At 63.7% G+C, this 12,404-nt stretch carries 10 protein-coding genes; all 10 read right to left on the bottom strand.

Going from position 1 to position 12,404, the window contains the following annotated elements; genetic code table 11:
• Positions 1 to 57: 57 nt before the first annotated feature.
• The 10 genes from lpdA to JNE37_RS09015 all read right to left on the bottom strand — a co-directional run bounded on the left by lpdA (position 58) and on the right by JNE37_RS09015 (position 12,264).
• Entirely contained in the window at positions 58 to 1,467 is a 1,410-nt protein-coding gene (gene lpdA, locus JNE37_RS09060) for a dihydrolipoyl dehydrogenase (RefSeq protein ID WP_203066017.1), read from the bottom strand.
• Positions 1,468 to 1,480: 13 nt separating this feature from the next.
• Positions 1,481 to 2,116, bottom strand: coding sequence for a LysE family transporter (locus tag JNE37_RS09055; protein ID WP_203066016.1), 636 nt, complete (start codon positions 2,114 to 2,116; stop codon positions 1,481 to 1,483).
• 66 nt (positions 2,117 to 2,182) lie between these two features.
• Positions 2,183 to 3,448, bottom strand: coding sequence for a 2-oxoglutarate dehydrogenase complex dihydrolipoyllysine-residue succinyltransferase (gene odhB, locus JNE37_RS09050; protein WP_203066015.1), 1,266 nt, complete (start codon positions 3,446 to 3,448; stop codon positions 2,183 to 2,185).
• 15 nt (positions 3,449 to 3,463) lie between these two features.
• Positions 3,464 to 6,475, bottom strand: coding sequence for a 2-oxoglutarate dehydrogenase E1 component (locus JNE37_RS09045; protein ID WP_035089968.1), 3,012 nt, complete (start codon positions 6,473 to 6,475; stop codon positions 3,464 to 3,466).
• Positions 6,476 to 6,626: 151 nt separating this feature from the next.
• Positions 6,627 to 7,532: a succinate--CoA ligase subunit alpha gene (sucD, locus tag JNE37_RS09040; RefSeq protein ID WP_203066014.1), complete on the bottom strand. Its 906-nt coding sequence runs from the start codon at positions 7,530 to 7,532 to the stop codon at positions 6,627 to 6,629.
• On the bottom strand, positions 7,533 to 8,135 hold the full coding sequence (locus tag JNE37_RS09035) for a hypothetical protein (protein ID WP_203066013.1): 603 nt from the start codon (positions 8,133 to 8,135) through the stop codon (positions 7,533 to 7,535).
• A 2-nt stretch (positions 8,136 to 8,137) separates the two neighbouring features.
• Entirely contained in the window at positions 8,138 to 9,334 is a 1,197-nt protein-coding gene (gene sucC, locus JNE37_RS09030) for an ADP-forming succinate--CoA ligase subunit beta (protein WP_203066012.1), read from the bottom strand.
• 70 nt (positions 9,335 to 9,404) lie between these two features.
• On the bottom strand, positions 9,405 to 10,367 hold the full coding sequence (gene mdh, locus JNE37_RS09025) for a malate dehydrogenase (protein WP_035034039.1): 963 nt from the start codon (positions 10,365 to 10,367) through the stop codon (positions 9,405 to 9,407).
• 135 nt (positions 10,368 to 10,502) lie between these two features.
• Positions 10,503 to 11,573, bottom strand: a complete 1,071-nt coding sequence (zapE, locus tag JNE37_RS09020; protein WP_246513594.1) for a cell division protein ZapE — start codon at positions 11,571 to 11,573, stop codon at positions 10,503 to 10,505.
• Between the two features lie 61 nt (positions 11,574 to 11,634).
• Entirely contained in the window at positions 11,635 to 12,264 is a 630-nt protein-coding gene (locus JNE37_RS09015; protein WP_203066011.1) for an AprI/Inh family metalloprotease inhibitor, read from the bottom strand.
• Positions 12,265 to 12,404 lie beyond the last annotated feature (140 nt).

The raw sequence follows: 12,404 nt of genomic DNA, 5'->3' as shown, positions 1-12,404 counted from the left end.
TTACGACGTGTGTCGTAATGGGGAAACGTGGGGAACCCGGAGGGGTTCCCCAAGGCGTCAGATGTGAATGGCGCCGTCGCCGAGCATGAGGGCGGCTTCGCGGATGGCTTCGGAGAGCGTGGGATGGGCGTGAGTGGTGCGGGCCAGGTCTTCGCCGGCACCCGAAAACTCCATGAGCACGGTCAGCTCGTGGATCATCTCGCCGGCATTCTTGCCCACGATGGTGGCGCCAAGCACGCGGTCGGTGGCGACATCGGCCAGAATCTTGACGAAGCCCTGGGTGGCCAGCATGGCCTTGGCGCGGCCATTGGCGGTGAAGGGGAATTTTCCGACCTTGTAGTCGATGCCTCCGGCCTTGAGTTCGTCCTCGGTCTTGCCGACGGTGGCGATCTCGGGGTTGGTGTAAACCACCGAGGGAATGGCGCCGTAATTCACGTGGCCGGCCTGGCCGGCAATGATCTCGGCCACGGCAATGCCTTCGTCCTCGGCCTTGTGGGCGAGCATGGGACCGGCAATCACGTCGCCGATGGCATAGATGCCGTCGACGCTGGTCTTGTACTGGGCATCGGTGCGCACGCGCCCGCGCTCATCGAGGGCGACGCCGACGATTTCGAGGCCGAGGCCTTCGGTATAGGGTTTTCTGCCGATGGCGACGAGCGCCACGTCGACATCGAGGAATTCGGCATTGCCGCCGGCCGCCGGCTCGATGCGGACCTTGAGCGAGCCGTCTTCCTGCTTGTCGATACCGGCGACCTTCTGGCCGAGCTTGAATTCAAAACCCTGCTTCTGGAGCATGCGCTGGAACTGGCGCGCCGCTTCGCTGTCCATGCCGGGAAGGATGCGGTCGAGGAACTCGACGACGGTGACCTTGGAGCCGAGGCGGTTCCAGACCGAGCCGAGTTCGAGCCCGATGACGCCGGCGCCGATGACCAGCATCCGCTCGGGCACCTTGTCGAGCGCGATGGCGCCGGTCGAGGTCACGATCTGCTTCTCGTCGATCTCGATGCCCGGCAGGTTTGCCGAGACCGAACCGGTGGCGATGACGATATTTTTGGTCTCGATGGTCTGGGTGGGACCGCTCTGGGGCGTCACCAGCACCTTGCCGGGTGCGGCGATCGAGCCGATGCCGCGGAAGGCGGTGATCTTGTTCTTCTTGAACAGATATTCGACGCCGTTGACGTTGGAGGCCACCGTCTCGGTCTTGTGGTTCATCATCTGCGGCAGGTTGAGGACCGGCGCCGGGATGTCGATGCCGAGCTGGGAGAAGCTATGGCCGGCTTCCTCGAAAAGCTCGGTGGCATGCAGCAGGGCTTTGGAGGGAATGCAGCCGATATTGAGGCAGGTGCCGCCAAAGGTCGCCCACTTCTCGACCACCGCCACCTTCATCCCGAGCTGGGCCGCCCGGATGGCCGCCACGTAGCCGCCGGGGCCGCTGCCGATGACCGTGAAGTCGAATTGCTCCGCCATTTTCCCTAAAACCTTAGTGTTGCCTTGCGACCGCCACGCGGATCGCCAACAGGATGAATGTAAGGCCGGTGATGCGATTGAACCACCGCCCGAGTTTGAAAAATCCGTTTCGGATCTGCGGCATGGTGAAGAACACCGAGACCAGCACGAACCAGATGAAGAGCTCCAGGCTCATCGAGACGACGTAGAAGACCTTGATGGGGCCCGGCGTCGTGGCGCCGACAAGCGTGGTGAAGAGCGCCAGGAAGAACAGCACCGCCTTGGGGTTGAGGAGATTAGTCAAGAACCCCAGCGCGAAGGCGCCCCAGGCTGTGGCCGCGCGCGGATTGTGATCTTCGAGATCAGTTGGCGGCTGCGGGGACGGCCCGCGCAGCGTCGCGATGGCGAGATAGAGGAGGTAGGCCGCGCCGATATATTTGAGGATGTCGAAGAGCAGAATCGACTGGCTGACGATGACGCCCATGCCCAGGAGCGTATAGCTGCCATGGACAAGGATGGCCGTGGCGATGCCGCCCGAGGTGAAGAGCGCCGCCTTGCGGCCATGGGCGATCGACTGGCGCAGCACCATGGCGAAATCGGCGCCCGGAATCACCGCGCTGATGCCGAAAGCCACCATGAGCCCCAAGAATTCGAGCCAGTGTCCCTGCATGCCCTGCCCCTGAAACAGAGGCCGGCAGTGCCGGCCTCCTCAACGTTCAAGCGAACCCTAGCGGTCCTAGAGATCGAGCACCAGACGTTCGGGCGCCTCGAGGCTTTCCTTGACGCGCACGAGGAAGGTCACCGCTTCCTTGCCGTCCACGATCCTGTGGTCATAGGAGAGGGCGAGATACATCATCGGACGGATGACGATCTGGCCATTCTCGACCACGGGGCGATCCTGGATCTTGTGCATGCCCAGAATGCCGGATTGCGGGGCGTTGAGGATCGGGGTCGACATCAGCGAGCCATAGACGCCGCCATTCGAGATGGTGAAGGTGCCGCCCTGCATGTCGGCCATCGAGAGCTGTCCGTCGCGGGCGAGCTTGCCCAGACGGTTGATTTCCTTCTCGACGCCGGCGATCGAAAGCTGGTCGGCATTGCGGACCACAGGAACCACCAGGCCCTTGTCGGTGCCGACGGCGACCCCGATATGGGCATAGTTCTTGTAGATAAGCTCGTCGCCATCGATCTCGGCATTGACCGCCGGGATTTCCTTCAAGGCATGAACGACCGCCAGGGTGAAGAAGCCCATGAAGCCCAGCTTGACGCCGTGCTTCTTCTCGAAGACGTCCTTGTAGCGGGCGCGCAGGTCCATCACCGGCTTCATGTCCACCTCGTTGAAGGTGGTGAGCATGGCGGCGGTGTTCTGGGCGTCCTTGAGGCGGCGCGCAATGGTCTGGCGCAGCCGGGTCATTTTCACGCGTTCCTCGCGGGCGCCGTCTTCGGCGGGAGCCGGAGCGCGGGGGACCGGCGCGGGAACCGGGGCCGGAGCTTCGGCCCGCGCAACCGGTGCGGGCGCCGGCGCGGCGGCAGCGGCGGGCTTGCCGGCAATGGCCGACAGCACGTCTTCCTTGAGCACCTGGCCGTGCTTGCCCGAGCCGGCGATGGCGCCGGCCGAAAGGCCGTTTTCGGCGATGAGTTTTGAAGCCGAGGGGCTGGGCGCAATGGCGGCCGAGCCGGTCGCGGTGGAGGCGACGGGCGCAGCAGCGGCGGCTGCCTTGGGCGCTTCAGCTGGCTTGGCGGCGGGTGCCGCAGCCTTGCCGTCGCCCGAGCCGATGGCGCCGATCAGGGCACCGACATTGACCGTATCGCCCGGATTGGCTGCGATGGCTTCGAGTACGCCTGCAGCCGGGGCCGGGACCTCGATCGTCACCTTGTCCGTTTCCAGCTCGACCAAGGGTTCATCGGCGGCGACGACATCGCCCACCTTCTTGAACCATTGGCCGATCGTGGCTTCGGTGACGCTTTCGCCCAGAGCGGGCACCCGGATATCTACCGACACTTTTTGTTTGTCCTCTTACTTGGCGAAAGCTTCTTCGAGGAAGCTGTGCAATTGCTCCAGATGCAGACGCATCAGGCCGGTTGCGGTGGATGCGGAGGCCGGGCGGCCGACATAGCGCGGGCGCTGGCCGGCACGGCCCATCTGGTCCATGACCCAGTCGATATAGGGTTGGACGAAAGCCCAGGCGCCCATGTTGCGCGGCTCTTCCTGGCACCAGACGATCTCGGCATTCTTGAAGCGCGACAGCTCGTCGAGCAGCGCCTTGGCCGGGAACGGATAGAGCTGTTCGAGACGGAGCAGGTAGACATCGTCGATGCCGCGCTTCTCGCGGTCTTCGAGCAGGTCGTAATAGACCTTGCCCGAGCACAAGACGACGCGGCGGATCTTGTCGTCCGAAGTCAGGCGGATCGTGGTCTTGGGGACACCCGGAGACTCGGCATCGTCCCAGAGCAGGCGATGGAAGCAGCTATCGGGGCCGAGTTCGACCAGGCCCGAGACCGCCCGCTTGTGGCGGAGCAGCGACTTGGGCGTCATCAGGATCAGGGGCTTGCGGAAGTCGCGGGCGATCTGGCGGCGCAGGATATGGTAGTAATTGGCCGGCGTCGTGCAGTTGGCGACCTGCATGTTGTCTTCGGCGCAGAGCTGCAGATAGCGCTCGAGGCGCGCCGAGGAATGCTCGGGGCCCTGGCCTTCATAGCCGTGCGGCAGGAGCATCACGAGGCCCGACATGCGGAACCACTTGCGCTCGCCCGACGAGATGAACTGGTCCACCACCACCTGGGCGCCGTTGGCGAAGTCGCCGAACTGCGCTTCCCAGAGGGTGAGCGTGTTCGGCTCGGCCAGCGAATAGCCGTATTCGAAGCCGAGTACCGCTTCTTCGGACAGCATCGAGTTGATGACTTCGTAGCGCGACTGGTCGGCATCCAGATTGTTGAGCGGGGTATAGGTCTCGTCCGTCTCCTGGTCGTTGAGGACCGAGTGACGCTGCGAGAAGGTGCCGCGCTCGACATCCTGGCCGGAGAGGCGCACGGGATGGCCGTCGGTGACCAGCGTGCCGAACGCCAGGGCTTCGGCGGTGGCCCAATCGATGCCTTCGCCCGAATCGATGGCGGCGAGGCGATTGTCCATGAAGCGCTTGACGGTGCGGTGGACGTTAAAACCCTCCGGCACGGTCGAAAGCTTGGTGCCGATGGCCTTGAGGCGATCCAGGCTTACCCCGGTGTCGCCGCGGCGCGGCCCGTCGACTTCGGCGGCCTTGAACTTCTTCCACTGCCCGTCGAGCCAGTCGGCCTTGTTGGGGCGGTAATCCTGGCCGGCCTCGAACTCGCTTTCGAGGTGCTGACGCCAGCCGGCCTTGAGCTTGTCGACCTCTTCGGCGGTGAGCAGGCCTTCGGCGACCAGCTTTTCCGAATAGATTTCCAGCGTCGTCTTGTGGCTGCGGATGCGCGAATACATCAGCGGCTGGGTGAAGCTGGGCTCGTCGCCTTCGTTATGGCCGAAGCGGCGATAGCAGAACATGTCGATGACCACCGGGCGTCCGAAGCGCTGGCGATATTCGGTGGCGACCTTGGCAACGAAGACCACGGCCTCCGGGTCATCCCCGTTGACGTGGAAGACCGGCGCTTCGATCATCTTGGCCACATCGGTCGGATAGGGCGAGGAGCGCGAATAGATCGGGGAGGTGGTAAAGCCGATCTGGTTGTTGATCACGAAATGGATCGAGCCGCCCGTACGGTGACCCTTGAGGCCCGAAAGCCCCAGGCTTTCCGCCACCACGCCCTGGCCGGCAAAGGCCGCATCGCCATGGATGAGCAGCGGCATGGCCATCGAGCGGTCGATGACGCGGCTCTGGTCGTAGGACGAGAGCTTGCCGTCGGGCGAATTGTACTGGTCCTGCTTGGCGCGGGCCTTGCCCAGCACCACCGGATCGACGATTTCGAGGTGCGAGGGGTTGGCCGTCAGCGACAGGTGCACCTTGTTGCTGTCGAACTCGCGGTCCGATGAGGCGCCCAGGTGATACTTCACGTCGCCCGAACCCTCGACGTCGTCGGGATAGAAGGCGCCGCCCTTGAACTCATGGAAGAGGGCGCGGTGCGGCTTGTGCATGACCTGGGTGAGCACGTTGAGGCGCCCGCGATGGGCCATGCCCAGCACGATGTCCTTAACGCCCAGCGCGCCGCCGCGCTTGATGATTTGTTCCAGTGCCGGGATCAGCGATTCCGAACCATCCAGGCCAAAGCGCTTGGTGCCCGTGTACTTGACGTCCAAGAACTTCTCGAAGCCTTCGGCCTCGATCAGCTTGTTGAGTATGGCCTTCTTGCCCTCGGGCGTGAAGGTGATTTCCTTGTCCGGCCCCTCGATCCGCTCCTGAATCCATTGCTTGGATTCGGGATCGGAGATGTGCATGAACTCCACGCCCACCGTCGAGCAATAGGTGCGCTGCAGGATCGCCAGCATCTCGGGCACGGTCGCGAATTCGAGGCCGAGATAATTATCGATGAAGATCTTGCGCTCGTAATCGGACGGCTGGAAACCGTAGGTGGCCGGGTCGAGCTCCGGCGCCGGCTCGGGCGCCTTGAGTTTAAGTGGGTCCAGGTCCGCCTGCAGGTGCCCCCGCATCCGGTAGGCCCGGATCATCATGATCGCGTGGATGGAATCGCGCGCCGCCTGCATGACTTCGGCGGGCGTCGGGATCGGCGCGCCGGCCGTCTCGGCCTTGGCGGTGACGGCCTTGGCCGTCTTCATGGCGATCTGGGAGGGGCTGATGCCCCAATTACCGTCGAGCGCCGACACCAGCTCGCCATTGGCGGCCTGCGGCCAGTCGCTGCGAGCCCAGGACGGGCCTTCGGCATTCTTGGAAACCTGGGCGGCGTCATCGCCGAGCTTGCCGAAATAGCTCGCCCAGGTGGGATCGACACTCGAGGGATCGGCTTTGAACCTCGCATAAAGCTCCTCGATATAGTCAGCATTGCCGCCATAGAGGAAGGAGGTCAACAAGAACGCTTCGTTCTTTTCCTGTCGTGTCATTTTGCTAGCGCGGGCTTCTCGCCCGCCATCCTTTTCATCGTGCCGGGCGCCCCCGGCTGGGCGCGGTCCTCAATCTGACCGCTTTGGCTTGCAATCGTCTTAACAGGCGGGGATTGCGTGGCTCCCCGCCGGCTTCTCTCGTTTTTTGACCTCAGCCCTTGAGGACTTCGGCCAGCGTCACCCCGATACGCGCCGGGGATTTGGAGACGCGGATGCCGGCCCGCTCCATGGCCGCGATCTTGTCTTCCGCACCGCCCTTACCGCCCGAAATTACGGCACCAGCATGGCCCATGGTGCGCCCGGCCGGCGCCGTGAGGCCGGCAATGAAGCCGGCCATCGGCTTCTTGCGGCCGCGCTTGGCCTCATCGATCAGGAATTGGGCAGCGTCCTCTTCGGCTGAACCGCCGATTTCGCCGATCATGATGATGGACTTGGTGGCTTCGTCGGCGAGGAACATCTCGAGCATATCGATGAACTCGGTGCCCTTGACCGGATCACCGCCGATACCCACGGCAGTAGTCTGGCCCAGGCCCGCATTGGTGGTCTGGAACACTGCCTCATAGGTAAGCGTGCCCGAGCGCGAAACAATGCCGACGGAGCCCTTCGAGAAAATCGAGCCCGGCATGATGCCGATCTTGCATTCCTCGGGTGTCAAGACGCCCGGGCAATTCGGCCCGATAAGGCGCGACTTGGACTTTTCGAGGCGGGCCTTGACCTTGACCATGTCGAGGACCGGCACGCCTTCGGTGATGGCAACGATGAGCGGGATTTCCGCGTCGATCGCTTCGAGGATGGCATCGGCGGCGCCGGCCGGCGGCACATAGACCACCGAGGCATTGGCGCCGGTGCGCTCCCTGGCTTCAGCAACGCTGGCAAAGATCGGCAGGTTGGTGCCGTCGACACCGCTCGTCCAGGTCTCGCCGCCCTTCTTGGGATTGATGCCGCCCACCATCTTGGTGCCGTAATAGGCCAGCGCCTGCTCGGTATGGAAAGTACCGGTCTTGCCGGTCAGGCCCTGGACGAGAACCTTGGTGTCTTTGTTGACGAGAATGGACATTTAATCTTCCGTCTTGGCCGGTGCCGCCGCATCAGCAGGTTCGGTTGGCGCTGCATCGATCAGCGTGTTGATTTCGAGCTGGAACTCGCCGTCATAGAGCTCGGCGATGGCGAACATCTGCGTGGTGCCCCGGGCGCGCACCGACCAGGCCCCGTAGGTGCCGTCGCCGTCCGTCTGGGTCGAGCCGGTCATGTCGGGCAGGTTGGCCAGATCATCGAAGTCGAGGAGGGAACCGTCTTCGTCGGAGGCCTCGACACGGCAATAACCCATGGTCTTGCCCGGATATTGCTCGATCGTGCCCCAGATCGTGACCTCGCCAAGCCCCTCGAAGGACTTGGTGTAGGAGATGATCCGGTAGAAGGGCGCGCTGTCGCCATTATCCGAATCCGGCTCCCAGCCGGCGGCGACGGCCTTGTCGCCTGCCCCTTCCCCATCGATCGCCAGGTTGGCGCAGACGGCGAAGGTCTCGGTCATGAACTCGGACGAGGAGATGGAAGGCGCGGCCGGCTTGCCCGGATTCTTGTCGCCCTTGCCCTGCGCAAGCGCCGGGGCCGCCACCAGGGCGGCGGCCGCGAGCAGCGTTACGAGAGCCGGCCCGCGCATCGTCACTGGCCCTTGATCGCCTTGACGATCTTCTGCGCGGCATCGTCCAGATCGTCGGCCGGGATGACGTTGAGGCCGGAATCCTTGAGGATCGCCTTGCCTTCCTTGACGTTGGTGCCTTCGAGGCGCACGACCAGCGGCACCTTGAGCCCGACTTCCCTGACGGCCGCAACCACGCCCTCGGCGATGACGTCGCAACGCATGATGCCGCCGAAGATGTTGACGAGGATGCCCTTCACGTTCGGGTCGGCGGTGATGATCTTGAAGGCCGCGGTGACCTTCTCCTTGGAGGCGCCGCCGCCGACATCGAGGAAGTTCGCCGGCTCTTCGCCGTAGAGCTTGATGATGTCCATGGTCGCCATGGCGAGCCCGGCCCCGTTGACCATGCAGCCGATATTGCCGTCGAGCGCCACATAGGCGAGGTCGTACTTGGAGGCCTCGATCTCCTTGGCGTCTTCCTCGCTGGTATCGCGCAGCGCGACGACATCGGGATGACGGAAGAGCGCGTTGTTGTCGAAAGACACTTTTGCGTCGAGGACGCGCAGGTGACCGTCCTTCATGACGATGAGCGGATTGACCTCGAGGAGGCTCATGTCCTTGTCGCAGAACGCCTTGTAGAGCGCCGGGAACAGCGAGGCGCCGTCTGCTTTGGCCGCGGCGTCGAGCTGCAAGGCGGAGGCGAGCTGTTCGACATCGGCGGCGGTGACGCCCGTATCGGGATCGATGGCGAGGGTCACGATCTTTTCAGGCGTGTGCTCGGCAACGGCCTCGATATCCATGCCGCCTTCGGTCGAGACGACGAAAGCCACCCGCCCGACGGCGCGGTCGACGAGGATCGAGAGATAGAGCTCACGATCGATATCGGCGCCGTCTTCGATATAGAGGCGATTGACCTGCTTGCCCGAGGCGCCGGTCTGCTTGGTGACGAGGGTATTGCCCAGCATTTCGCGGGCATTGGCCACCACATCCTCGACGGACTTGGCGAGGCGCACGCCGCCCTTGGCATCGGCGGACAATTCCTTGAACTTGCCCTTGCCGCGACCGCCGGCATGGATCTGGCTCTTGACCACATAGAGCGGGCCGGGAAGCGAGCGGGCCGCAGCCTCTGCCTCGTCGGCCGAGAAAATGGCGACGCCGCCGGCGACAGGCACGCCATATTCCTTGAGCAGCGCCTTAGCCTGGTGTTCGTGGATGTTCATGGAGACCTCGTTGGGGAGGTGGGAGGAGGCCCGCGAACCTCAGGGTCCACGGGCCGCTGGATCTTTTGGCTTACGCCAGCTTGGGCGCGATCTTCTTGCAGGCCTCGATCAGGCTCTCGACGGCGCCGACCGACTTGTCGAAGGCTTTCTGCTCGGCCGAATTGAGCGAGATCTCGACGATCTTCTCGGCACCACCAGCGCCGACCACGACCGGAACGCCCACATAGGTGCCCTTGACGCCATACTGGCCAGTGAGCTGGGCAGCGACCGGAAGCACGCGCTTCTTGTCCTTGAGATAGCTTTCAGCCATGGCGATTGCCGAAGCGGCCGGGGCATAGAAAGCCGAACCGGTCTTCAAGAGCCCGACGATCTCGGCGCCGCCGTCGCGGGTACGCTGGATGATCTGGTCAAGCTTTTCCTTGCTCATCCAGCCCATCTTGACGACGTCGGTCAGCGGGATGCCGGCAACGGTCGAATAGCGGGCCAGCGGCACCATGGTGTCGCCATGGCCGCCGAGGACGAAAGCCGTGACGTCTTCGACCGAGACGCCCAGTTCATCGGCGATGAAGTGGCGGAAGCGGCCGGAATCGAGCACACCGGCCATGCCGACGACGCGGTTGGCAGGCAGGCCCGAGAACTTCTGGAGCGCCCAGACCATGGCATCGAGCGGATTGGTGATGCAGATGACGAAGGCATCCTTGGCGTACTTGGCAATGCCGGCGCCCACCTGCTCCATCACCTTGAGGTTGATTTCGAGCAGGTCATCGCGGCTCATGCCCGGCTTGCGCGGCACGCCGGCGGTGACGATGACGACGTCGGCGCCTTCGATGTCCTTGTATTCGGTCGTGCCCTTGAGCTTGGCATCAAAACCTTCCACCGGACCGGACTGGGCCAGGTCGAGCGCCTTGCCCGCCGCCACGCCGTCCTGAATATCGAAGAGCACTATGTCGCCGAGATCTTTGAGAGCCGCCAGATGAGCGAGAGTTCCGCCAATCTGTCCCGCCCCGATGAGAGCGATCTTCTTGCGCGCCATAGTGGTGTCCTTGCTGTCAATGAATGTTGTGCATAAGGTCTGACGGCGCCCCTCTTAATCCCCTCTCCTCGCGCGCGCAAGTCAGCCCTTGGTCTCAATGGCAATGCGGCAGGACAACGCAGTGTTCACTTTTTCTTAAGCGCTTGTTTCTGCTTTGTGAGGGGCCTCGAGATAGTCCGCCGACTGCATCTCGATGAGGCGTGAAACGGTACGGGCGAATTCAAAGCGCGTCCGGTCGTCCTGACCGAGCTGATCGAGCGGAGCGGCGAAGCTCGCCGCCAGCTTTACACCCCTGTCGTAGAGCGTGTCGATCAAAAGGATCAGGCGCTTGGCAGCGTCCGATCGCGAACGGTCGAACTGGGGAATGCCGTCGATGAGGATCGTATCGAAGGCATGCGCGAGCTTGAGGTAATCGAAGGCGCCATAGGGCTTTTCGCATAGATCGGCAAAGCCGAATCGCGCCGCGCCCATCGCCGCGCGCGGAACCTTGAGACGCCGACTGCCGAGCTTGATCTCGGTGGGCTCTCCTTCCAGCCCACCGGTGAGGCGGAGCCAGAGGCGATCCATGCCCGCCTGCGCCTCGGGGCCGAAGAAATAGACCTCCTGCCCCTCGAACTTGAGACGCCGGTAGTCGGTGGGGCCATCGAGCGTCACGAGCTCGGTATGCTCCTTGAGGAGCTTGATGAAGGGCAGGAAGAGCTGGCGGTTGAGCCCGTTCTCGTAGAGCTGGTCGGGTACGACGTTGGAGGTCGCCACCAGCGTCACCCCGCCCTCGAAGAGTTTTTCGAAGAGCCGCTGCAGCAGCATGGCATTGGTGATGTCGTGGACGTGGAATTCATCGAGGCAAAGGAGCTTGAGAGACTTGACCAGTGGCTTCGTCACGGCCGCGATGGGGTCGGCGCTCTCGCTCTTTCCCTTGGCCTTGACGCGGAAGGCGATGATCGCCTCGTGCACCTCGCTCATGAATTCGTGAAAATGCACACGTCGCTTCTCGCGGATGGGCACGGCGGCGAAGAAGAGGTCCATGAGCATGGTCTTGCCACGCCCGACATCGCCTACGAGATAGGCGCCGCGCACCGGCCCGCGCTTGCCGAACAGCCCGGAAAGGCCGCCGCGGCCGGTGCCGAGGAGGCCTATGGCCACGCGATCGAGCACAAGCGCGGCTCGGCGTTGCAGGGGATCGTCGGCGACGCTGCCCTGCTCCACCAGTCCGCGATAGGCCTGGCTGACTGGCTCGGCCGGCTCGGACCGTTGCGCCGGAAAAATCTTAGCTGACCATGGTCACGGCGATGCCGCCGGCCGCGGTACCGATGAACTGGTTGCCCGACTGGGTGAGGATGGCCATGATCGAACCGGCCTCGTCGAAGAGCTGCACCTGGCCGCCGACCACCGCCCAGGATGAGACATTGGCCAGCCCGCCGATCTGGCAGCCCGGAACCGAAGCACGATAACGCGTCGTGCCGGTCTTGACCGTCTGGGTGAGGTTGACGCGGCACTGGGTGTTGCCGCCTGCCAGCGTCCAGCCGCCGATGAGCTTGTCGACCGAAACGCCACCCGAAAGATCGCGGGCGCCGGCCGTGACCTGGCCGGGAATGGCCAGCGGATCGAGCGATGGGGCACCGTTGCCGGTGATATCGCCGGTGGTGAGTGTCTGCTGCTGCACCGAGGCGCCGCCGAGAACCGGCGTGCCGGTGAGCGAAGGATTGATCGGCCCCTGCACCGTCGAGCCCGGAAGCTGCGGCAACGCGTTGGACGATACGGCCGATGACTGTACCGGCGGCAACGCCGAAGGCGCGCTCTGGCCCACGATATTGGGCATGTTCGAGGTGGTGGCGCCACAGGCAGCCAGGGTCACGGCGAGCGAGACGCCCGCTACGGTCGAGGAGATTCCACGCATCCAGTGCATCAATGTCGTTTCCGTCGCTCGGCGGTTCTTAACGATAGCTTAATTGGCCATATAGCCAAAGATGTCTAGGGCCGCAACGCTGGCGGCACCGCAAAAGCTCCGGGGAATATGTGGCCATTTTGCGTTTTTTA

Source organism: Paradevosia shaoguanensis (assembly GCF_016801025.1).
GTDB classification, from domain to species: domain Bacteria; phylum Pseudomonadota; class Alphaproteobacteria; order Rhizobiales; family Devosiaceae; genus Paradevosia; species Paradevosia shaoguanensis.
This window is presented reverse-complemented; position numbering and strand designations above follow the sequence as displayed.

Bases quoted from the DNA above. Each gene is read 5' to 3' on its own strand.
- sucD (WP_203066014.1), bottom strand. From the start codon at position 7,532: ATGTCCATTCTCGTCAACAAAGACACCAAGGTTCTCGTCCAGGGCCTG.
- JNE37_RS09045 (WP_035089968.1), bottom strand. From the start codon at position 6,475: ATGACACGACAGGAAAAGAACGAAGCGTTCTTGTTGACCTCCTTCCTC.
- JNE37_RS09055 (WP_203066016.1), bottom strand. From the start codon at position 2,116: ATGCAGGGACACTGGCTCGAATTCTTGGGGCTCATGGTGGCTTTCGGC.
- sucC (WP_203066012.1), bottom strand. From the start codon at position 9,334: ATGAACATCCACGAACACCAGGCTAAGGCGCTGCTCAAGGAATATGGC.
- JNE37_RS09035 (WP_203066013.1), bottom strand. From the start codon at position 8,135: ATGCGCGGGCCGGCTCTCGTAACGCTGCTCGCGGCCGCCGCCCTGGTG.
- lpdA (WP_203066017.1), bottom strand. From the start codon at position 1,467: ATGGCGGAGCAATTCGACTTCACGGTCATCGGCAGCGGCCCCGGCGGC.
- JNE37_RS09015 (WP_203066011.1), bottom strand. From the start codon at position 12,264: ATGCGTGGAATCTCCTCGACCGTAGCGGGCGTCTCGCTCGCCGTGACC.
- mdh (WP_035034039.1), bottom strand. From the start codon at position 10,367: ATGGCGCGCAAGAAGATCGCTCTCATCGGGGCGGGACAGATTGGCGGA.